The 20882-nt window shown below is 67.3% G+C and carries 17 protein-coding genes and 1 pseudogene; 13 read left to right on the top strand and 5 right to left on the bottom strand.

Annotated features, from left to right (window positions below; translation table 11 throughout):
• Positions 1 to 124: 124 nt before the first annotated feature.
• Both ACNJ7K_RS01460 and ACNJ7K_RS01455 read left to right on the top strand, forming a co-directional pair.
• A complete protein-coding gene (locus ACNJ7K_RS01460; protein WP_487041062.1) occupies positions 125 to 1150 on the top strand; it encodes a DUF2235 domain-containing protein in 1026 nt (341 codons plus the stop codon).
• A 187-nt stretch (positions 1151 to 1337) separates the two neighbouring features.
• A complete protein-coding gene (locus ACNJ7K_RS01455) occupies positions 1338 to 1703 on the top strand; it encodes a VOC family protein (protein WP_159418789.1) in 366 nt (121 codons plus the stop codon).
• 206 nt (positions 1704 to 1909) lie between these two features.
• Here ACNJ7K_RS01455 and ACNJ7K_RS01450 read toward each other — a convergent pair.
• Positions 1910 to 3453: pseudogene (locus ACNJ7K_RS01450) on the bottom strand (HD domain-containing phosphohydrolase).
• A 109-nt stretch (positions 3454 to 3562) separates the two neighbouring features.
• Here ACNJ7K_RS01450 and ACNJ7K_RS01445 point away from each other — a divergent pair.
• From ACNJ7K_RS01445 to ACNJ7K_RS01435, 3 genes are all read left to right on the top strand, one after another.
• Entirely contained in the window at positions 3563 to 4300 is a 738-nt protein-coding gene (locus tag ACNJ7K_RS01445) for a hypothetical protein (RefSeq protein WP_487041061.1), read from the top strand.
• Between the two features lie 339 nt (positions 4301 to 4639).
• The gene (locus ACNJ7K_RS01440) at positions 4640 to 5740 is read left to right on the top strand and encodes a hypothetical protein (protein ID WP_487041060.1); all 1101 of its coding nucleotides are present in this window, start codon (positions 4640 to 4642) and stop codon (positions 5738 to 5740) included.
• A complete protein-coding gene (locus ACNJ7K_RS01435) occupies positions 5727 to 8555 on the top strand; it encodes an FtsW/RodA/SpoVE family cell cycle protein (protein ID WP_487041059.1) in 2829 nt (942 codons plus the stop codon). Before ACNJ7K_RS01440 ends, ACNJ7K_RS01435 begins: the two co-directional genes overlap by 14 nt.
• A 21-nt stretch (positions 8556 to 8576) precedes the next feature.
• Here ACNJ7K_RS01435 and mreB read toward each other — a convergent pair whose 3' ends face one another.
• Positions 8577 to 9566: a rod shape-determining protein gene (mreB, locus tag ACNJ7K_RS01430; protein WP_060654410.1), complete on the bottom strand. Its 990-nt coding sequence runs from the start codon at positions 9564 to 9566 to the stop codon at positions 8577 to 8579.
• 171 nt (positions 9567 to 9737) lie between these two features.
• Positions 9738 to 10091 carry a hypothetical protein gene (locus ACNJ7K_RS01425; RefSeq protein ID WP_159418783.1) on the bottom strand — a complete coding sequence of 118 codons (354 nt, stop codon included), beginning with the start codon at positions 10089 to 10091 and terminating at the stop codon, positions 9738 to 9740.
• 76 nt (positions 10092 to 10167) lie between these two features.
• Here ACNJ7K_RS01425 and ACNJ7K_RS01420 point away from each other — a divergent pair, with 76 nt between their 5' ends.
• Positions 10168 to 10971 carry an NmrA family NAD(P)-binding protein gene (locus ACNJ7K_RS01420; protein ID WP_487041058.1) on the top strand — a complete coding sequence of 268 codons (804 nt, stop codon included), beginning with the start codon at positions 10168 to 10170 and terminating at the stop codon, positions 10969 to 10971.
• Between the two features lie 3 nt (positions 10972 to 10974).
• Here the strand turns inward: ACNJ7K_RS01420 and ACNJ7K_RS01415 are convergent, their stop codons facing one another.
• Positions 10975 to 11541, bottom strand: a complete 567-nt coding sequence (locus ACNJ7K_RS01415; protein WP_487041057.1) for a helix-turn-helix domain-containing protein — start codon at positions 11539 to 11541, stop codon at positions 10975 to 10977.
• 82 nt (positions 11542 to 11623) lie between these two features.
• Here ACNJ7K_RS01415 and ACNJ7K_RS01410 point away from each other — a divergent pair, with 82 nt between their 5' ends.
• On the top strand, positions 11624 to 11983 hold the full coding sequence (locus ACNJ7K_RS01410; protein WP_487041056.1) for a hypothetical protein: 360 nt from the start codon (positions 11624 to 11626) through the stop codon (positions 11981 to 11983).
• Positions 11984 to 11992: 9 nt separating this feature from the next.
• On the opposite strand, the gene ACNJ7K_RS01405 is transcribed toward ACNJ7K_RS01410, so the two are convergent.
• Entirely contained in the window at positions 11993 to 12658 is a 666-nt protein-coding gene (locus ACNJ7K_RS01405; RefSeq protein ID WP_120282032.1) for a FadR/GntR family transcriptional regulator, read from the bottom strand.
• 11 nt (positions 12659 to 12669) lie between these two features.
• On the opposite strand from ACNJ7K_RS01405, the gene ACNJ7K_RS01400 reads away from it, so the two are divergent.
• The 6 genes from ACNJ7K_RS01400 to rph all read left to right on the top strand — a co-directional run bounded on the left by ACNJ7K_RS01400 (position 12670) and on the right by rph (position 20860).
• Positions 12670 to 13890, top strand: a complete 1221-nt coding sequence (locus tag ACNJ7K_RS01400) for an MFS transporter (protein ID WP_487041055.1) — start codon at positions 12670 to 12672, stop codon at positions 13888 to 13890.
• 180 nt (positions 13891 to 14070) lie between these two features.
• The gene (locus tag ACNJ7K_RS01395) at positions 14071 to 15435 is read left to right on the top strand and encodes an MFS transporter (RefSeq protein WP_487041054.1); all 1365 of its coding nucleotides are present in this window, start codon (positions 14071 to 14073) and stop codon (positions 15433 to 15435) included.
• Positions 15436 to 15537: 102 nt separating this feature from the next.
• Positions 15538 to 16416: a sulfurtransferase gene (locus ACNJ7K_RS01390; protein WP_487041053.1), complete on the top strand. Its 879-nt coding sequence runs from the start codon at positions 15538 to 15540 to the stop codon at positions 16414 to 16416.
• Positions 16417 to 16537: 121 nt separating this feature from the next.
• Complete coding sequence (gene pnuC, locus ACNJ7K_RS01385) at positions 16538 to 17167, top strand: nicotinamide riboside transporter PnuC (protein ID WP_487041052.1); 630 nt, start codon at positions 16538 to 16540, stop codon at positions 17165 to 17167.
• Positions 17167 to 18222, top strand: a complete 1056-nt coding sequence (locus ACNJ7K_RS01380) for an AAA family ATPase (RefSeq protein ID WP_487041051.1) — start codon at positions 17167 to 17169, stop codon at positions 18220 to 18222. The genes pnuC and ACNJ7K_RS01380 overlap by 1 nt, the downstream gene beginning before the upstream one ends.
• A 115-nt stretch (positions 18223 to 18337) precedes the next feature.
• Complete coding sequence (rph, locus tag ACNJ7K_RS01375) at positions 18338 to 20860, top strand: rifamycin-inactivating phosphotransferase (protein WP_487041050.1); 2523 nt, start codon at positions 18338 to 18340, stop codon at positions 20858 to 20860.
• Positions 20861 to 20882 lie beyond the last annotated feature (22 nt).

Here is a 20882-nt window from a genome sequence, read left to right as displayed (position 1 = left end):
TGCACTCTCCCTGTTCCGAATGGGGGCGACGACATTCGCGTAGCGCACTACTCGTGCCTGCCGCACCCTGCCGCGTGACGATCGTTGCACCAGCTTCGAACCGATGCGGCAAGGACGAATCGACATGCCGAAGAACATCATCTATTGCGCTGACGGAACCTGGAACTCGGGCAAGCGGACGAACACGAACGTGCACCGCTTCCACGAAGCGCTCGCGTCGACCCCCACCCAGGTCAAGATCTACGACCCCGGAGTGGGTACGGAAGGGAACCTGCTCTCGCGTTTGCGGGGCGGCGCCTTCGGGCGGGGCCTCATCGAGAACGTACGGGAAGGTTACGGACGCATCGCCGACGTCTTCGAGGAAGGTGACCGTCTCTTCCTCATCGGCTTCAGCCGCGGCGCGTACACCGCGCGGAGTCTCGGCGGGATGATCGCCTACTGCGGGCTGCCGTCCCGTCGTCCCACGGGTCGCCTCGTCGAGCAGGCCTTCCGCGCCTACCGCAACCGGACACCCACCGACAAGAAGTGGACCGGTCCTGCCGACGGAATCCGCATGGTCGACGGGCACATCGAGATGATCGGCGTGTGGGACACGGTCGGAACACTCGGAATCCCGGGCGCACTCTTCGGCCGGCTCGACCAGAAGGACTACGGCTTCCTGGACACCCGGCTCCACCGGGACGTCAAGGCCGGCTACCACGCGCTGTCACTCGACGAGCGGCGTCGACAGTTCCCGCCGACCCTCTGGGAAGGTCCAGCGGCGGAGGGGCAGACCATCGAACAGGTCTGGTTCGCGGGAGTGCACTGCGACGTCGGAGGTGGCTTCCCGACGACCTCGCTGGCCGACATCAGCCTGGCCTGGATGTTGTCGAACGCCGAGAGGCACGGTGTCGAGATCGATCCGGCTGTCGCGTCGACCTATCCCGCGCTCCTGCTGGACTGCACTGCGGCACTCGGACCGGTCAACGAGTCGTGGAATCCCCTGTGGGGCTTCCCTCGTCGCCGGACGGTCGGGAGCGACCCGCGCGTGGCCGACTCGGTGGTCTTCCGGGTGACCATGAACTCCCGGTACTCACCTCCGCTGACCATGACCAACAATCCGCGGCGACTGTCGGCGTCGTACCGGCTCGCCTCGGTGGTTCGCATCTAGCCGGTCTCCACCGGCATCGATATCGACGACGGGAAACCCGGTGTTCACACGAGTTCGGCGCGATCGAACCCGCGAGGCGCGAGTAGTGGTGTACTCGAATTCGAGATGGCCCATCGCCCCGATTCGGGTGGAGTCAGCCCCGCTGAGTGGGGTCTGACCCACCAAGATCGTCGAAGGAGTGAACCGCATGCGTCCGACCGGCATCACCACGAACATCAACGTCCCGGACATCGGGGAGGCGCGGAGCTTCTACGCGGACTATCTGGGGCTGAGCGTCGAGGAGATGAACCTCGGGTGGGTCGCGCGGTTCACCACTCCCGATGGTCGCGCTGTCGTCCAATTGGTCAGCGGCGACGAGTCAGCTCCCGTGGACTCGGCGATCTCCGTCCATGTCGGCGACGAGGTGGAAGCCGCCTACGAGGAGGCGCAGCGTCGCGGGTTCGAGATCGTGTATCCGCTGACGACGGAGCCGTGGGGAGTGCGGCGGTTCTTCGTGCGCGCACCGGACGGCACGGTCGTCAATATCGTCAGCCACTCCGACGACCCGCGGTAAGGGGACGAGGACGCCGTTCCGATCCGGTGTTCTCGACGGCGTATATCGGTCGAGAACACCAGATCTTCCGGCTCGTCGCGCCGTCGCGTGCGGAGGCGAGGAAGTACCCGGTCCTGTAGCACGTCGGCGTACATCTGGCGCATCGCCTGATGCGGACACTGATTGTGTGGGTTCGACCCCTGATAGCGGGGCTCAACCCACACAGATCAGCTGAGGCCGAGGTCGATGGCGGCGAGTCCTGCCTGCGTGCGGTTGTGGACGTCGAGCTTGGTGTACACGTGCTCGACGTGATTGCGGTCGTCTTATGGGCGATGCCCAGCTCGTCGGCGATCTGCCGGTTCGAATAGCCGAGAGCGACGAGTCTGAGGATCTCCACCTCGCGACCCGTCAGTCCCGCAGGCCAGGGCGCGCGTCGCTTCGTCGGGTGCCCCGCCGCGAGCAGCACGGCCTCGACCGCTTCCGTGTCGAACAGGTCGGCCTGCGCGTCGCGGCACATCCGGGCCGCCGCGGCCTCCGCTGTCAGTGCTTGGCGGTGCGGCCGAGGTTCCCGTAGCCGCTGGTAGGTCTCCGCCGCGGCGAGGATGCGCGCCGTCACGCCCAGGTCGGCGGCCCGGAGTCCGCCGGGATATCCGGAGCCGTCGAGTCGCTCGCGGTGCGTCACAGCGACAGCGACGACGGACTCCAGCCCGCCGACGCGGCTGAGGATCCGTCCGGTCAGATACGGATACAAGCGGACCCGCTCCCATTCCGCGGTGGTGAGCGGACCGACCTTCTCCCAGATCTGATTGGGTACACCCATCCGTCCCAGTCCGTGCACGAGACCTGCGCGGTACAGGAGTTCGACCTCGTCGACCGGAAGTCCGCGATGCCGGCCCGCAGCTGCTGCCAGATCCGCGACGCGTCTCGAATGCCCCAACAGGTAAGGACATTTCAGGTCGACGAAATCCGCCATTGCGCGCAGCATCTCGTCCAGTTCGGGTCTGCTCAGGATGTAGTCACGATCGGACGCCTGGGCGAGCGCCGCCGACCATGCGTCCTGTTCGAGGACACCCGCCGTGATGGCGTCGACGTCGTCGACGAACACCTGCACTACACGAGGACCGAACTGGGTTCCGCTTCGCGCACGAGCGACAGCGACCGCCTGCGCGGACCCACCGAGACGCACGTACACCTCCGCGACATCGGCCAGCTGCACGATCTGCATCTCGACAGGAATCTCGTCACCGCGAACGCCCTCGGGTAACCCCGCGCCGTCCCAGCGCTCGAAGGTGAAGGTCAACATCGCACTCACCCGAGGGTCCAGCCCGACGCGATCGGAGAGAACACTCGCGGACCCGCAGTGGGACCGGATGAGTTCGGACACCTGCCGGCGCGCGGTGAACAGGAAGGCCGTGGCGTGGAGGAAGCGCTCGGCGTACGGCAGTCCCCGCCCACTGTGGCCCATCAGCATGCGGAAGAAGGGGAGTCCCGTCATGTCCACCGCGTAGGTGTCGGCGCGGAACGCGATGTCGTCACCGAACAACCGTGCCAATTCGTGGGAATCCGCGTGGCACCCGATCCAGGCCACCAGGTTGGCGTAGAAGACGACGTCCCGCTGGTCGCCGCTCAGCCCCATCCGGTCGGCGATGCGCGTGGCGATCACTGCGGAACGCAGCATGTGCTCCATCGGCTGACCGAGACCCAGATCGATAGCGAGGGACAACGCGGCGACCAGTTCCGCCCGTCGCGGACCGTCACCCGTGGACGTCATGGAATCAGTGTCCTCGCACGATGCCCGGTCCGAAAGATGAGGCAGCGGCCTCATGACGTGCGGACGCGGCGAGCACAGGATCGAAGTACCCGCAATCGAGGAGGACGACATGACCATCACCCCGCACGAAGCCGCCCAGCAGTCCTGCGAACTGCCCCGGGTTTCCGGAGAGCGTTTCGCCGGCTACGCCGTGATCGGCGCGCCGTTTGCAAGCGGCCACTATCTCGCGCTGCGCAGATTCCCGATCAACAGCATCGGCGACGGCTTCACGTCCGTGTGGCACCGCAACCCGGTCGGCACGTGGACTGTCTACAGCGACGTGCCCGCCGAGCTGAGCTGCCCGCGCTATCTCGGTCGCGCGCTGAGCCGTACCGAGCAGACCGACGTGCGCGCCGAGTGGACCGGACCGGCCGACCTGCACGTGACGGTCGGTGGCGAACTGGAGTGGGATCTCCGGATGACGACGTCGCCGGCGACCACCCTCATGAACGCGGCGGGCAGTCTGATGCCCGACGCCCTCTGGCACAGCCCGACGGTGCTGGCCGCGATGGGTCGCGTCGCCGGACCGGTGCTCGGCGCCGGCCGGATGCGGCTCGGTGGGCACCTGCCGAACGGGCAGTGGTTCCGGGCCAACCCGCGGCAACTGTGGGCCGCGCACACCGAACACGCCGTCGTAAATGGAGTGGATCTCGGCCCGGAAGGTCCACTGACCCAGCAGGACCGCCTCGGTGACTTCCGGCTCCCGCAACGCGGACTGTTCGCGACGGTGCAGGTCTGGCTCGAACCGTTCGACGCTCGACGTCACTTCCCGGCACGTCCCGACACGGTGTATGCGGACGACGAGTGACCGGTGGGTGTTCCCGGGGGTAACAGTCTCCGGGGCAGGAGTGTCACAAGGTTTCGTTCGAAAGTCGAGGCAACTCTTGCGCAAATGACACACAATGGATTTCGGTAACGAGTCGTCAAGTGGGAAAGGCAATTCAAGGTCAATTCACCCGCCCGCTCCGGTCTGCTGACACTTGCGGGAGGCCTGGCGTTTTCGGGATGTGCGATGATCGAAGCAGTCTTGGGAATCCATGCGAGAGACTACGAGCCCGTCGAGGTTCGATCCGGACCGCCCACGCGAACGGACGACGACGCAGGGGGCGGCGGCGTAGAACTCGGAAGACTGCTTGCCGTAGCGACTTTGACGCCTGCGCAGGCCGCGCTGCTCGTCACCGATACGGTCGATCAACTCGAACTCGCACACACCCGGGGCCACCATCCGATCCGCCTCCGAGGCGACGCCGTGATGGTGTCCGAGAGCGGACAGCTCACCATCGACTGCATCAAGAATGCACGCTCCTGGGACGAGGTGCGCGACGCGACAGCCGATCTTCTTCGCCGAATCGTGACGAACTGCCGCAACGAAGCGCTCGAGGAGAGAGTGGACGCGGCGATCACCGAGTCGTCGGATCTCGTCGGCCTGGCGAGACGCGTTCGTTATGCTGCTGCAACCGAATTCGATGAAACCGAGGTCGAAAGGAAACGATCTCAAATCGCCGCGCTCGTCTCGGTCGTGAAGGGAACTGCTCGTCCGGTGGACGGTACGGCGGAACGGACGGACGTGCCGCGCTCGACGACAGAGGGGACCTTCGTCCCGAATCGCCGTCGTCCGCCGGCCGGGAAGGTGTGGCATCGCAAGAAGCGACGGTTGCCGCGACGCCGGACCGTCATCGCGCTGCTCTCGATCATCGCGCTCGTCGGGCTGGCATGGGTCGCTCCCGCCGCGTGGTCGGAACTGAACCGGGGCTGGCAAACCCTTCTCGACCCGGTGGAGTCGTCGATGGACGACCGGATCGATCCGGTCTCACCACCGCCACCGGTGCCCGAAGTCGCACCGGGATCGCCCGTGCCGGGGCCCGTCGGCACCGGTCTTCCCGGAAGCGCCGGACCGATCACGCGGGTCGCCGCGAGCTTTGCGAACGGTCCCTGCGAGCCGGGAGAATCGTGCACCGTCCGCGTCGACGTCGGGCTCGACCCCGCGGCGAATATCGGTACAGTCACATGGAATCTGACCGTCTACGACCGATGTACGGGTGTGACACAGCCGGGAGGGGAGATCACTGTGCCGGTGCCACCGGGAGGCCCGGAGGCCTACGGCATCGGAAGCGTCGACCTGCCGCCCGGATCGGCACTCGCCGTCGCCGCGGTCACCACTGTTCCCGCATCGGCCGCGTCCGAGCCGATGTACGTTCCCGCCGAGAATGCCGCCTGCGTGCCCGGGGGCACTCGTGACGGCGGATAGGCACCCATCCGATCCCTGGCTCGTCACGGCGGCCGTCGCACTGGTCGCTCTCGGCATGCTCAACATGATCTCGACGGGCATGTCGTCGCTCGCAGTGCGTCACGCCGTTCTCGCGGCCGTGGGGCTCGGTGCGATGTGGGCGACCTCGCGCATGCGGATCGCCGCTCTGGGCCGTTTCGGGTGGGCGCTGTTCACCGCCTCGGTGGTCCTCCTCGCAGCGGTGCCGCTGGTGGGTATCGCGACCAAAGGCGCTCAACGCTGGCTCGATCTCGGCGTGTTCACCCTGCAGCCCTCCGAGATCGCCAAACTCGCTTTGGTCATGGTTCCCGCCGCGATACTGGCCGGCGGATACACGCTCGGCAGGTTCGTCGGTGTCCTGATCGTGTCGGCGGTGCCGATCGCCCTGGTGGCGCTGCAACCCGACCTTTCGACCGCCGTGGTGCTCGTGGCGACCGTGCTGCTCATGCTGATCCTGGCGAGAGTCCCGCTGCGGTCGCTGTTCCCACTGTTCGCGCTCGGGCTCGCCTCGTTGCCGATGGCCGTGCTGTTCCTGCGTCCGTATCAGCTCGAGCGGATCCACGTCTTCCTGTCGAACGACGCCGACCCGCAGGGATCGGGTTGGGCCGCATGGCAGGCGGACATCGCGATCGGCAGTGCGGGGTGGTGGGGCCTCGGCCGCGAACCGGACTACGACCTGCGGGCCCAGTACCTCCCCGAATCGGAACACGACCTCGCCTTCGCGAGTCTCGTGTACGGGTGGGGTCTGGTCGCCGGCATCGCCGTGGTGGCGGCCGTCGTGGTCATCGTGTGGCGTTCCGTGGTCGCCGCCCGCGTCGCACGCACCCGGGAGGCGGCACTCGTCGCAGCGGGCATCGGTGGTGTCTTCGGCCTGCACACCGTGGTGTCGGTGGCCCAGAGCCTGTCGCTGCTGCCGCACACCGGCATGCCGATCCCGATTTTCAGCTACGGAGGCACCGCCTCGATCATCGGGTTCGTCTCGATCGGGTTGGTGCTCGCAGTGCGCCGCGACGGGGTGACCCGGCCGCTGTGGGTGACCGAGCCCAAGAAGCGGCGTCTGCCGCGAGGAGTGTCGGTGGGTGCGCTGACGCTGACGGCCTCGCTCGCCGCGATGTCGGTGTTCGCGTGGCAGATGCAGACCGAGCACGGCACCGAGTTCCGCGCGACGAGCGATACCCAGATGCTCCGCTGCATCCGTCTGCCCGCCGAGCGCGGCCAGATCCTCGACCGGACCGGCGTTCCCGTCGCGACCAACGTCGCCGAGTACACCGTCGCCGTGGTCGCCCGGATGTTCGCCGAAGGTGCCCCGTCGGCGCGCTACGAGCTCGCCGCGCTGCTCGGCATGCCCCCGGAGAAGCTCGACGAGGAACTGCGGAGCAGTACCGGCGGGGACATCCAGGTCGTGCTCGGACGCGTCGGACCCGAACAGGCCCGGGCGATCGTGGACGCTCGGCTGCCCTGGGTGCTCGTCTACCCGACGGGACGCAGGCAGTACCCGCACGGAGAGGTGCTGGCGTCGCTCCTCGGGTACGTCGGTATCGCGGACGAGCAGGACATGGAGCTGTGGCCGACACTCGCGCTCGGATCACGGGTCGGCAAGGCCGGGCTCGAGCGGCAGTACGACGCGTTGCTGCGCGGCGTCGACGGCAGGCAGTGCGTCTACGTCGACCCGTCCGGGCTCCCGGTGGGCACGGGGGAGCGGGTGGATCCGATCCGCGGCCACGACCTGCGATTGCACCTCGATCTCGGCATGCAGCAGGCCGCGACCGACGCGCTCGCGCAGACGGTGCGCACCAGCGGAGGCGACCTGGGCGCGGCGGTCGTGATGGACGCCCGCACCGGTGCGGTGCTGGCGCTGGCCAGCGTTCCCGGCTACGACAACAACGTCTACGGACCCCCGGCCGACCTCGCCGCGATCGCGGCGCAGACCGCGGCATCGGGTCCGGGCCGCATGCTCAACCACGCGGTGCAGACGGCAGCGCCACCGGGGTCGACGTTCAAGATCGTCACAGCGTCGACGAACGCGGCGTTCGACGTGCTGTCCCCGGATGCCTTCCTGGCGGGTGGTGCGGCCTACACCTACGGCGGTCACACCTTCGCCAATTGGCAGCCGATGGGCCCGAACAACCTGCTCGGGGCGATCCAGTGGTCCGACAACGTCTACTTCTACCAACTGGCCGACCTTCTCGGTCCCTACCGCATCGCGCAGATCGCTTCCGAGCTCGGCGCGGGTGCCCCCTCGGGGATCGATCTGCCGGCCGAGTCCGCAGGCTTCCTCGGTACCCCGGACAACGTCGAGAGCATCGGAGGTGCCTGGTATCCGGGTTCGACCCTGCTCATGGGTATCGGCCAGGGCACCGTCACGGCAACCCCCATCCAGGTCGCGCGGTGGACGGCGGGTATCGCGTCGGGGCAGATGGTGACGCCGAAGCTCGCTGCCGCCTACGGCCCCGGCGACGCGGTCCCGATTCCTACCGAGAAACCGCGGCCGTTGTCGTTCGCCGACAAGCTCGAACCGGTGCGCGCGGGCATGCGGGCGTCGGCGTCGGCCGGCACCGCCGGTCAGCTCGCGAGCCTGCCGGTCACGGCCGCCGCCAAGACCGGCACGGCAGAGGATCCGTCGGCGCCGGGCAAGGGACTCAACGCCTGGTTCTCCGCGGTCGTGCCCGCCGAGTCGCCGGAGGTCGTGGTGACGGCGCTGGTGCGCGGCGGCGGTTTCGGATCGGCCACCTCGGGACCGGTCGTCAAGGGTCTGCTCGAGCGTTACCTCGCACAGCTCCGGACGTCGAATCCCTGAGTGGGTCGGGCGGCCGAGGGGTCAGGCGGCGTAGGCGGCGATCACGTCGGCGTGCTCGATGCACGAGGTCGCGCCCTCGGCGACGCAGGTGAGCGGCCGCTCGGCGGTCTTCACCGGCAGGCCGAAGGCCTCCTCGAGCAGTTGCGGCACGCCACGCAGCATCGATCCGCCGCCGATCGCCAGAATGCCTTCGGCCATCACGTCGCTGATCGCGCGCGGCGGCAGGTCGTCCAGGCAGCTCGACAGCGTCTGCACGATGCTCGTCGTGGTGGGCCGAACCGCATCCATGATCTCCTCGGTCTCGAGCGTCACCAGACGCGCGCGGCCGGTCGCGGCGTCGCGACCCTCGACCACGAGCGACCGTTCGTCGGCGGTCTCGGGCGCACCCACCTTGGCGCGCTCGGCAGTGAGTTCACCGACGATGATCTGGTGTTCCGCGCGGAGATACCGGAGGATCGCGCTCGTCAGGTCGTCCCCGGCGATGCGGCAGCTGCGGTGCGACAGGACACCGCCGTAGCAGAGAGCGGTGACTTCCGAAGTGCCACCGCCGATGTCGACGACGAGATGGGTTCGGGGCTCGAGCGGGTCGATCCCGCAACCGATGGCACCGGCGACCGGCTCGGGAATCAACCCGACCTTCCGCAGGCCGGCCTCGTGTCCGACCTCGAGCAGCGCACGACGCTCGAGCGGCGTGGCCCCGGCGGGAGCTGCGATGACGCCCACGGGCCGGATGCCGTAGCGGCGGCGCGGGGCGAGCTGGGCGAGCACGGCCGTGACGAATGTCCGTGCCGTTTCGAGATCGACGATCACCCCGTCGCGTATCGGGTGGACGGGGGTGATCCCACCGGGTGTGCGGTCGACGAGGTCGCTCGCCTCCTTGCCGATCGCGAGCGCGCGGCGCGGTTCCTTCGTCCGAACCATCATCAGTGACGGTTCGTTGAGGACTATGCCCTCGTCGGGCGTTCCGACGACGGTGTTGGCTGTTCCGAGATCGATACCGAATCCACGCACGTCGGCCTCCGAGAGGATCCCAGCGAAATTTTCCGGATGGTGTCCAGCGGCATCGTGATGATGTCGTGTACCGCTCAGGTTACCGCCGCCGAATTCCCTTACGCGCGTTGTTCACCGGAATGATATGGCGCGTTGTGCCGCTGAGTGCCCCACTCGTCTCGGATGACCGGATCAGGCGGGATCGAGTTGCAGCACAACCTCGACGCGACCGCGTTCGTCGCGTGTCGCAACGGCGTGGCCGGTGCGTTCCTCCTCGTCGAGCTCGATGCTCATGGGAGCACCGACGCCGAGAAAGTTGCGCCACCAGGACTTCTCGTCGGGCATCGCGACGCCGATCGTCACAGAGTCGCCCGAACGTCGGTAACTGATCGGTAACGTGATCGTCCTGCCGGATTTTCGACCCGTGTACGTGATCGGTGCGACATAGTTACGGATCCGGTTACCGATGACGGGTAGGCCGGCGGCTGCCATGACCATGGAATTGAAGGGACCTGCGAGACGGAAGAGCGAACCGGCAATTGTCATGTCTACCTCCCGCAGACACGGTACGGGAAGACGTAACCGTCCGACATCGATTCGGACTCGGACCTACGCTGGTGCGGTGACGATTCTCGTAACGGGGGCGACCGGAAACGTCGGCAGACTCGTGGTGGACGAACTGGTGCGGGCAGGCGCCTCGGATGTTCGCGCACTGACCGTGGATCCCGCTCGGGCAGCACTGCCCGCGGGCGTGGAGGTGGTGAAAGGGTATGTGGGCAGACCGCAATCCCTCGACGGCGTCTTCGACGGCATCGACACCGTCTATCTTGCTCCGGTTCCGGCCGTAGCGCGCGATGTTGCGGTACTCGCCCGGGATGCGGGTGCGCAACGGTTCGTCACCCTCACCGGAGCGCCCGGGACGGAGTGGCACGGCATCGAGGCCGACGTCGAAGCGTCGGGTCTGCCGTGCACGCATCTCGAACCGGGGGAGTTCATGGCGAACGCGACCATCTTCGCCGGGCAGATCCGCACGACCGGCCGGGTCCTCGGCGCCTATCCCACCGCGGCGAACGCTCCGATCGCTCTCGAGGACATCGCCGCGGTCGCGGCCCGCGCACTGCTCGACGACTCGCATGCGGGCCGGACGTACGACCTGACCGGACCGGAGTCGCTGACCCACCCGCAGATCGTCCACGAGATCGGACGTGCCCTCGGCCGCGACGTGCCGTTCGTCGAAGTGCCACGCGAGGAGGCCGAAGCGGTGCTCGCCGACGCGATGGGGGAGTACGCCGGCTGGTATCTCGACGGTCGCTCCGAACTCGTCGGCAACCCGCAACTGCCGACGACGGCGGTCGCGGACGTGCTCGGCCGGCCTGCGACGACTTTCGCTCAGTGGGCCGACGCGCACGTCGACGAGTTCCGCTGAGGTCTACTCCTCCGAGCGCTTCTCCTCTTCGGAAGCAGCGCCGGGAGGAGCCGGTATCACCGCGGTCGTCAGGGTGATGCGCATCCGGTCGTCACCGGTATCCGTGCGATACGGGGCAAGGATGTCGGCGAACCTGCTCTGGATCTCCGCGAGATCGTCGGTGGTGACGTAGAGCGGGGTGGTACCGAAGCCCAGATAGTCCCGCAGGCTCCGATCGTCGTCCTCGATGAACTTGTCGAAGCTCTCGCCGAGCGCACCCAGGAAGGTGACGAAGGCATTGCGCAGTTCGGCGTCGCTCATCGCGGCGAGGTCGTCGTGGCCGACGTGTGCCATGCGGTCGCCGAGCGCGAGGGTGCGTTCGACGGTCCCGCGCACGCGACGTTCGTCGACGACGGTGACGATCTCGGCGTCGATCAATGCTGCGACGTGTCGGTAGAGCGTGGCCTGGGTGACGTCGGGAAGTGCCGACCGGAGTTCGCTCGTAGTCAGCTGCCGTCCTCCGAGTTGCTGCACGATCCGCAGCCGAACCGGATGCAGCACGACTTTCGCAATCGGGGACGTCTTCGTCATCGGTACCTACCCATCATTGTTATCACCCTGATAATGTTCTCAGTGCTGTAGCCAGTTTACCGTCGACGGAAGGTCCGACGTCATGGCCGAAACGACATACGACAACGCAACCCTCCACCTGTCCTTCTCTCGGTGGGAAGCCTTCCTGGTCCGCCGCGCCGCGATGGAGATGCCGATCTCGGCGATCACCCGCGTAGAGGTCCTTCCGGGATGGACGTCCGAGATCCTCGGCATCAGATCGGGCATGGTGATCTCCGGCCTCTTGAAAGTGGGCACCTTCCGGCACCCGCGCGGCATCAAGCGCCTGGTCGCCATGAAGCGAGGTCATCCGGTGCTGCGCGTCGCGCTGGGTGGCCCCGGCGTCGAGTTCGACGAACTTCTCCTGAGTTCTCCTGAGGCGTACGCCCTCGCGGACGCCCTGCGCTCGGCCGGGGTTCGATGAGCGGCGGCCTCAGTCGGTGAGTTCCGCGAACAGTGCCCGCGCCGCCTCCACGGTGGCGTTCTCGTCGCCGGCGATGACGGCGGTGACCAGGGTGGTGTGTTCAGGTTCGAAACCGAGACCGGTGACGCGGACGTGCCGGTCGATGGTCCGCCGGATCGACGGGAGCAGCGAGTCGTAGAACTCGAGGTACACCGCGTTGTGGCTCGCCTCGACGATGCCGCGGTGCAATGCGACATCGGCGGCCACCGCGGCGTCGGTGTCGGATCCGGCGAACAACCGGTTGCGCTCGGCGAGCAACTGCTCGAGCCGGGCCACGTCGTCGGGGGTGCGTCGGCGCGCAGCCAGGACGGCGGCGGTGACGTCGAGTGCCTGCCGCAGTTCGAGGACGTCGCGTTCGTGGGCGGTGGCGAAGTACTTGCCGAGGGTGCCGGTGACGTCGGAGGTCGCGATGACATAGGTGCCCGAGCCCTGCCGGCGTTCGAGCATGCCGGTATGGACGAGTGCCTGCACGGCCTCGCGGACGGTGTTGCGTCCGGTGCCGGTGAACTCGCACAGCTGCGGTTCGGTGGGGATCTTCTCGCCCACCTTCCAGCGTCCGCTGCAGATCTCACTGCGCAACTGCTCGGTGACCTGCTCGATCAGGTTCGTCCGCTGAACAGGTTTTCCCAAAGTCATCCCATCATCCTATGATTTCCGGTGTGAGTCTTCTGCGTGGTCGGCTGCTGGTGTTCTGTGCGATCGCGATGTCGGCCCTCGTGCTGAGACTCGCGGTCACCTCGTTCAGCCCGCTCGCCGCGCAGATCAGTGAGGAGATCGGCTTCTCGTCCACGGTCGTCGGCGTGTTCGGCATGATCCCGACCGCGATGTTCGCGGCTTTCGGCCTCGCCACCCCGGCGCTCGGCCGACGATGGGGGCTCGAACGCACCGCGCTGATCGCGATGCTCATGGCCGGTGTGGGCATGGCGACCCGCGCGCTCATGACCGACACGTGGTCGCTGCTGCTCCTGTCGGGGCTCGCGCTCGGTGGGATGGGCATCGGCAACGTCGTCATCCCTCCTCTGGTCAAGCGCTACTTCTCCGACACGCTGGCACTCGTCAGTTCGGTATACATCGTCGGCGTGCAGTTGAGCACCATCGTGCCCGCCTTCGTCGCGGTTCCCCTCGCCGACGCCTTCGGCTGGCGCGTCTCGCTCGGAGTGTGGGCGCTCATCGGGTTCGCCGCGGCCGTTCCGTGGGTGTGGGTGCTGCTGCGTCATCGGAACGCCGATGCCGGGGACGTGGCTCCCGTCGACCGGAACGTCGACGGCAGGGTGTGGCGGTCGCCGGTGGGCTGGGGAATGGCCGGCATGTTCGGCATGACATCCCTCGTCACCTACTCGATGTTCACGTGGATCCCGGACATCCTCGCCGACGCCGGTGCCAGCGCTGCCTTCGGCGGTGCGATGGTGGGCTTGTTCGCCCTGCTCGGCCTGGTCTCCGCGTTCGGCGCTCCGTCGCTGTGCGCGCGGATGACGAATCCGTTCCCGGTGGTCGTGGCGTGTGCGTCGTGCTTCCTCATCGCGTTCGCCGGTCTGTGGATCGCGCCGATGAGTGCCCCGATCCTGTGGATCGTGCTGCTCGGACTCGGGCCGAGCACGTTCCCGATGGCCCTGACTCTCATCAACCTGCGCTCCCGCAGCCACGCCGGATCCGCGGCCCTGTCGGGCTTCACGCAAGGCGTCGGTTACACCGTCGCGTGCCTGGGCCCGCTGCTGTTCGGTGTCTTCCACGACCTCACCTCGGGCTGGACGGCCTCGTTCGCCTTCATGACGGTCGCCGTCGCGGTACTGGTGACCGGTGCCTATCAGGCCTGCAAGCCGCGGGTGGTCGAGGACGGCTGGAACGCCCGCCCGATTTCGGTGGGTTAGACCCCGCTCGGCGGGGCCGGATCCACCGAAATCGTCGTTCGGTCCTGAGCCTTCCGGGAACGTCCCATTGAGCGGGCGCATCCTTGGATCGGCCCGCCCGGGTCGACAGAGTCGAAGTGATGGGCATCACGCAACCGCTGTGACCCATCGACTCCGTCCCTGCGACCCCAGGAGTACTGAATGGAGCAGCCTGCGTCGACCCCGACCGAGGAAACGAACACAGCGCGCGACGTACAGAGCCCGCCGTCAGGTGACATCGCGCAACTGCGGAAGGTCACCCTGTCGAGCCTGCTCGGCACCACCATCGAGTACTACGACTTCCTGCTCTACAGCACGATGGCCGCCCTCGTCTTCGGCGACCTGTTCTTCCCGTCGTCGAACTCGGCGGTCTCGACGATCGCGGCCTTCGGAACACTCGCGGCCGGATACGTCGCGCGACCGCTGGGCGGCCTGGTGTTCGGGCACTTCGGCGATCGGCTCGGGCGCAAGTCGATGCTCGTCATCACGATGGTGATGATGGGTATCGCCAGCTTCGCGATCGGCATCCTTCCCACCTACGAACAGATCGGCATGCTGGCGCCCGTCCTTCTCGTGACGCTGCGTGTCGTGCAGGGTGTCGCCGTCGGTGGCGAGTGGGGTGGCGCGGCACTGATGGTCGCCGAGCACTCCGACGACCGTCGTCGCGGACTGTGGACCGGCCTCATGCAGCTCGGTTCGCCGATCGGATTCCTGTTGTCGACGTCGGCCGTGATGCTCGCGACCCTGCTGCCGGACGAGTCGTTCGAATCGTGGGGATGGCGACTGCCATTCATCGCCAGCGCAGCGCTTCTGGCGATCGGCCTCTACGTGCGCATGAGTGTCGTCGAGAGCCCGGTCTTCGAGCAGGCCCCGGCGAGAGCGGAGGACGCCGCGGAGGCGAAACCGCCGGTGCTGCAGCTGCTCCGGCGTCCGCGCCCGCTCATCCTTGCGTGTGCGGTGGGTATCGGCCCGTTCGCGATGACGGCCCTGATCACGTCGCACATCATCGCCTACACGACATCGGTGGGATACAGCTCGTCGACCGTCATGCGGATTCTGGTGCTGATGTCTGTCGTCTCGATCTTCGCGATCCCCGGCTTCTCGGCGTTGTCCGACCGCGTGGGACGTCGCGCGGTGAGCCTCACGGGTGCGGCCGTCGCGGTGCTGTACGCCTTCCCGCTGTACATGATGATCAACACGGGTTCGATCGCGCTGCTCACGGTCGCGTTGCTGTTCGGGCAGGTCGTGCAGTCGGCGATGTACGCGCCGCTCGCACCGATGCTGTCGGAGATGTTCGGCACCGACGTGCGGTACACCGGGGTGTCGTTCGGCTACCAGTTCGCCAGCCTGATCGGCGCCGGCTTCACGCCGATGATCGCGGCGAGCCTGCTGGTCGCGTCGGACGGATCGAGCCTGCCGCTGAGCCTCATCCTCGTTGGTACCGCGTGTGTGACGATCTTCGCCGCGTGGATCGCGTCGGAGACCCGGGGCAAGAACCTCGCCGCTGCCCGGACCGAACAGATCTGACGTCGATTTCGGTGGGTTCGACCCCGCTGAGCGGGGACGAACCCACCGAAGTCCTGTGACTGCTCTACTGGAAGGAGACACCGAGAGCAGAGGAGGACCTCGATGAACGACACGAAGCCGAACACCGTCTCCGCGGAGTGGTTGTACGAGCAGTTGGGGGACGAGGACCTCGTCATCGTCGACGCGACCGTGCACCTGAGCATGCCACCGGACGGGTCCGTGCACATCGAGCCCGGGTTGGCGACCTACCTGGAGGAACACATTCCCGGCGCGGTCTACGCCGACCTGTTCACCGACTTCTCCGATCACGAAGCGCCACAACCGTTCACCGCCGCATCGTCGGACCGGTTCGCCACCGCCGCCGGTGCGGTCGGAATCGGTGAGGGACGTCGGGTGGTGCTGTACGACCAGAAGAACGGCATCTGGGCCGCGCGACTGTGGTGGCAGCTGCGGCTCGAAGGTTTCGACGACGCCGCCGTGCTCGACGGCGGGCTGCCCGCCTGGAAGGCCGCCGGATATCCGGTCTCGGACGAGCAGGTGGTCCCGCACGGCGCGACCTTCACCTCGCAGCACCGTCCCGAGCTCGTGCGGTCGACGGAGGAGATCGCGGCGTCGCTCGACGACCCGAACACGCTGATCATCAACGCCCTGGATCCCGCGACCTACCGCGGTGAGAGCCCGTCCTACCCGCGACGCGGCCACATCCCCGGCAGCATCAACATCCCCTTTGGCGACCTCGTCGACCCGTCGACCGGACGCTTGAAGCCGGCGGCGGAACTACGCGAGATCTTCGACAAGGCGGGTGCCCTCAACCCGGACGTCAAGCCGGTGACCTACTGCGGTGGAGGTATCGCTGCCTCCGGCCTCGCGCACGCGCTCGCAGCGGCAGGTCGGTCGGACGTCGCGGTGTACGACGGTTCGCTCAACGCGTGGACCGCCGACGAGTCCCTGCCGCTCGTGGAGGGCCCCGACCCCCGCTGATTCGATGAAACTTCGGTGTTCTCGACGTCGCACAGCGCTGTCGAGAACACCGAAGTCGGTTTCGCCGTTGCATCAGTTAGAGCAAACATGATCTAATCGCTGCCACAAGCGAAAGGCGGCGATGATGATCGCATTTCTGAACTCGACGGCGTTCACCGCACTCGGTACGCCCACGACCTGGGCCGAGGTGATCGGTTTCGTCAGCGGCGCGTGGTGCGTGTACCTGGTGGGACGGCAGTCGATCCTCAACTGGCCGATCGGGATCGCCAACAACCTCGTGTGGATCCTGCTCTTCGCGACCGCCGGGCTCTACGCCGACTCCGGACTGCAGGTCGTGTACATCGCGCTCGCCGTGTGGGGGTGGAGCAACTGGGCGCGGGGCAGGGACGGCGACGCTCTGCAGGTGACGGGCACGAACACGACCGAATGGAGCGTGCTCGCGGTCGTCGGTGTCGCTGCGGTGATCGGGCTGACGGCACTGCTGGAAGTCGCGACGAACTCGACCGTTGCGTTCTGGGACGCGACCACCACCGTGTTGTCATTGCTGGCGACGTGGGGGCAGGCGAAGAAGCGGTGGGAGTCGTGGCTGCTGTGGATCGCCGCCGACCTGATCTACATCCCGCTCTACCTGCACAAGGGGCTGACGCTCACGGCGCTGTTGTACGCGGGCTTCCTGCTCCTGTGCATTCGGGGCCTGCTCGCCTGGCGACGCTCCATGGCGGCCGAGCGGGAACTCGTGGAGGTGCGCTGATGTATCGGCACGCACTCGTCATCGGGAAATTCTACCCACCTCACGTCGGTCACCATCACCTCGTCCGGCGTGGCGCGGAGGTCGCCGAACGCGTCACCGTCGTCGTGATGTCCTCTGCGGCAGAGACGATTCCGCTGGATGACCGCGTGTCGTGGATGCGCGAATCGCACGTCGCCGACACGGCGGTCACCGTGACGGGGATCCCGTGCGACGCACCGATGGATCTGGAATCGGACACCGTATGGACCGCGCAGGTCGCCTGCATGAAAGCAGCCGCGCGCACCGTCACCGATGTTCCGGTCGATGCGGTGGTCTCCAGCGAGAAGTACGGCGACGAGCTCGCTCGACGCTTCTCGGCCACGCACGTGTGCGTCGACCCGCTGCGTGTCGCGCATCCTGCCTCCGGCACGGCCTGTCGCAATGATCTCGCGGGGCGCTGGGACGATCTCGACGCACCCGCCCGGGCCGGCCTCGCGACCCGCATCGTCGTCCTCGGCGCCGAATCCACGGGTACCACCACCGTGAGCCGAGAGTTGGTGCGTCGATTCCGTGCTCGCGGTGGTGTGTGGGAACGAACCGGCTGGGTGCCGGAATACGGTCGACAGGTCACCTACGACAAGCTCGGCACCGGAACCGTCGACGACATCGTGTGGACCGGCGACGATTTCGAGAACATCGCCGTCGAACAGACGCGACTCGAGGAACGGGCAGCACGGGAGGGGTCTCCGCTGCTCGTCTGCGACACCGATGCCTTCGCGACCACCGTCTGGGAGCGACGCTATCTCGGCAGCAGTGAGCGGGCGTGGCGCGGTGTCCGCGATCGGCGAGCGCTGTGCCTGCTCACCGACTACAGCGGTGTTCCGTTCGTGCAGGACGGCATCCGGGACGGCGAGCATATCCGCGCGCGGATGACGGAGTGGTTCGTCGACGCGCTCACTGCCACGGGACGCTCGTGGGTGTTGCTCACCGGCAGTCTCGAGGAACGGGTGGACCTGGCGGTACGGGTGGCGGACGAGGCGTTGCGGTTGGGCTCGCAGTTCGGCGCGCCGCTGTAGAGGTGGATTTCGTCTTCCCCTTCTCACGTTATACCGGATCCTCGGCCCTCATGAGGATCGAAAATTGGGTTCATACTCGCCCACACAGCATTGAAGTCGCAGGTGGGGAGCTGGAATGGGTTACGTACAGAATTTTCGGGAGATCGACCGCACGGCGGTGTCGATCGTGGGTGGCAAGGGAGCGAGTCTGGGGGAGTTGTGGCGCATCGCCGACGTCGACGTGCCGGACGGGTTCTGTGTGACGACGGGCGCCTATCGAATGGTGCTCTCCGAGCTATCGCGCGTCGACGACCTGCTCGAGCGACTCGCGAAGGCCGAATCCGACGACATCGCAGCGCTGAGCGCGCAGATTCGCGCGGAGATCGAGGGGTGCACGATCCCCGGCGACATCGCGGAGGAGATCGCCGCGTGGGTCCGCGACCTCGGGGAGGACGTGCCTGTCGCGGTGCGCTCGAGCGCGACCGCCGAGGATCTGCCGACGGCGTCGTTCGCGGGGCAACAGGACAGTTACCTGGACATCCGGGGCGTCGAAGACGTTCTCCGGCATGTGAGCAGGTGCTGGGCCTCGTTGTTCACCGAGCGCGCCGTCGCCTATCGGGTGAACAACGGCTTCGACCACCGGAAGGTGCATATGGCCGTGGTCGTGCAGCGGATGGTGTTCCCGCAGGCCTCGGGTGTTCTGTTCACCGCCGATCCTGTCACCTCGGACCGCACGGTGTCCCGGGTGGATGCGGTCGCCGGGTTGGGTGACGACCTGGTGTCGGGTCTGGTGAACGCCGACGCGTACGCGGTGCGTGCCGGCGAGGTCGTGGACCGGACGCAGCGCCAGGAGGTACCGGTGCTGAGCGACACGCACCTCGTCGAACTCGTGCAGCTGGGCAGACGCATCGAAGCGCACTTCGGGCGTCCCCAGGACATCGAATGGTGCTTGGCCGACGACGTCTTCCACATCGTGCAGAGCCGCCCGATCACCACGCTGTTCCCCGTTCCGGAGGCCGGCGACGACGACAACCACGTGTACCTGTCCGTCGGTCACCAGCAGATGATGACCGATCCGCTGAAGCCACTGGGAATCTCCGTGTGGCAGTTGACCAGTCGTGCGCCCATGCGTCACGCGGGTGGACGGCTCTTCGTCGACGTCACGCCCATGCTGGCCTCACCCACCCAGGGGCCGGGCATCGTCGGGATGATCGGCAGCTCCGACCCGCTCTTCGGCGACGCGCTGCGAACCGTGCTCGATCGAGGATTCGTCCCGACGCGCCCGGACGGCCCTGCTGCCGCGCGGGTCGGTCTGCCCCCTGCCCCGGACGAGATCGACCCGGCCGTCGTGCCCGAACTCGTCGCCCGCAACGAGGCCGCGATCGCCGAGTCGGCACGTCGCATCGAGAACGAAACCGGTTCGGCGCTATTCGATGTCATCCGCGCCGACATCCGCGAGCTGCAGGATTCGTTGTTCGGTAAAGAGGTCGGAGAGGTGCTCGCTGCCGGTATGCAGGCGGCCGAGCGGCTCAACGAGTTGGGGCAGGAATGGTTGGGGGAGAAGAACGTTGCGGACGTCGTCTCCCGCTCGGTGCCCTACAACGTCACGTCGGAGATGGGGTTGGCGTTGCTCGGCGTCGCCGATGCTGCGCGCCCGTACCCGGACGTCGTGGCGTTCCTGCGGCAGGTCGACGAGGAGGGCTTCGACGACGCACGCTTCCTCGACGCACTCGGCGCGAGTGAGGGCGGACCGCAGGTACGAGCGGCATTCGAGGACTTCCTCGGCAAGTACGGCAGACGATGTGTCGGGGAAATCGACATCACCCGGCCCAGGTGGGGTGAGCGCCCCACGATGCTGGTGCCGATGATCGTCAGCAATCTCGACAACTTCGAACCCGGTGCCGCGGCACAGCGTTTCGACGAGGGTCGCCGCCGAGCGGAGGAGAAGAAGCGCGAACTCCTCGAACGCGTGCGGGGTCTGCCCGACGGGGAGCAGAAGGCGCGGGAGATCGAGAGGCTCGTCGACCGGGTCCGCGCGTTCGCGGGATATCGCGAGTATCCGAAGTACGGCATGGTCGGCCGCTACTTCGTCTACAAGCAGGCGCTGCTGCGCGAGGCGGAGCGTCTCGTCCGAGCCGGGGTGATCGACGAGAAGGAGGACATCTTCTTCCTGAGGTTCGACGAACTCGAGGACGTGGTGCGCGCACCACGTCCGGTCGGCGACCTCGTCGCCGAGCGGAAGCGGGAGTTCGCCTCGTTCGCCACTCTCACACCCCCTCGGGTATTGCTGTCGACAGGCGAGACACTCACCGGTGCGTACAGCCGTGACGGCCTGCCCGACGGGGCGCTACCCGGTATCGCGGTGTCCACCGGTGTCGTGGAGGGCCGCGCCCGCGTGGTCACCGACATGGACCGGGCCGATCTCGAACCCGGTGACATCCTGGTCACGGCGTTCACCGACCCCAGCTGGACCCCGGCGTTCGTCACCGTCAGCGCGCTGGTGACGGAGGTCGGCGGCGTGATGACCCACGGCGCGGTCATCGCGCGCGAGTACGGGCTGCCGGCCGTCGTGGGTGTCGAGGACGCGACCCGCATCATCCGCGACGGGCAGCGTATCCGCGTACACGGCACGGAAGGGTACGTCGAGATCCTGACCTGAGCCGCGGCGGCGGGACATGTGA

The organism is Rhodococcus shunpengi, assembly GCF_048381395.1.
Taxonomy (GTDB): Bacteria; Actinomycetota; Actinomycetes; order Mycobacteriales; family Mycobacteriaceae; genus Rhodococcus.
The sequence above is the reverse complement of the archived record's forward strand: the minus strand, read 5'-3'. Positions and strand labels throughout refer to the sequence as shown.

Coding starts and splice junctions, on each gene's coding strand:
- ACNJ7K_RS01415 (WP_487041057.1), bottom strand. CDS start 11,541: ATGACGAAGACGTCCCCGATTGCGAAAGTCGTGCTGCATCCGGTTCGG.
- ACNJ7K_RS01380 (WP_487041051.1), top strand. CDS start 17,167: ATGTATCGGCACGCACTCGTCATCGGGAAATTCTACCCACCTCACGTC.
- ACNJ7K_RS01455 (WP_159418789.1), top strand. CDS start 1,338: ATGCGTCCGACCGGCATCACCACGAACATCAACGTCCCGGACATCGGG.
- pnuC (WP_487041052.1), top strand. CDS start 16,538: ATGATGATCGCATTTCTGAACTCGACGGCGTTCACCGCACTCGGTACG.
- ACNJ7K_RS01400 (WP_487041055.1), top strand. CDS start 12,670: ATGATTTCCGGTGTGAGTCTTCTGCGTGGTCGGCTGCTGGTGTTCTGT.
- ACNJ7K_RS01395 (WP_487041054.1), top strand. CDS start 14,071: ATGGAGCAGCCTGCGTCGACCCCGACCGAGGAAACGAACACAGCGCGC.
- ACNJ7K_RS01445 (WP_487041061.1), top strand. CDS start 3,563: ATGACCATCACCCCGCACGAAGCCGCCCAGCAGTCCTGCGAACTGCCC.
- rph (WP_487041050.1), top strand. CDS start 18,338: ATGGGTTACGTACAGAATTTTCGGGAGATCGACCGCACGGCGGTGTCG.
- ACNJ7K_RS01425 (WP_159418783.1), bottom strand. CDS start 10,091: ATGACAATTGCCGGTTCGCTCTTCCGTCTCGCAGGTCCCTTCAATTCC.
- ACNJ7K_RS01410 (WP_487041056.1), top strand. CDS start 11,624: ATGGCCGAAACGACATACGACAACGCAACCCTCCACCTGTCCTTCTCT.
- ACNJ7K_RS01390 (WP_487041053.1), top strand. CDS start 15,538: ATGAACGACACGAAGCCGAACACCGTCTCCGCGGAGTGGTTGTACGAG.
- ACNJ7K_RS01405 (WP_120282032.1), bottom strand. CDS start 12,658: ATGACTTTGGGAAAACCTGTTCAGCGGACGAACCTGATCGAGCAGGTC.
- ACNJ7K_RS01460 (WP_487041062.1), top strand. CDS start 125: ATGCCGAAGAACATCATCTATTGCGCTGACGGAACCTGGAACTCGGGC.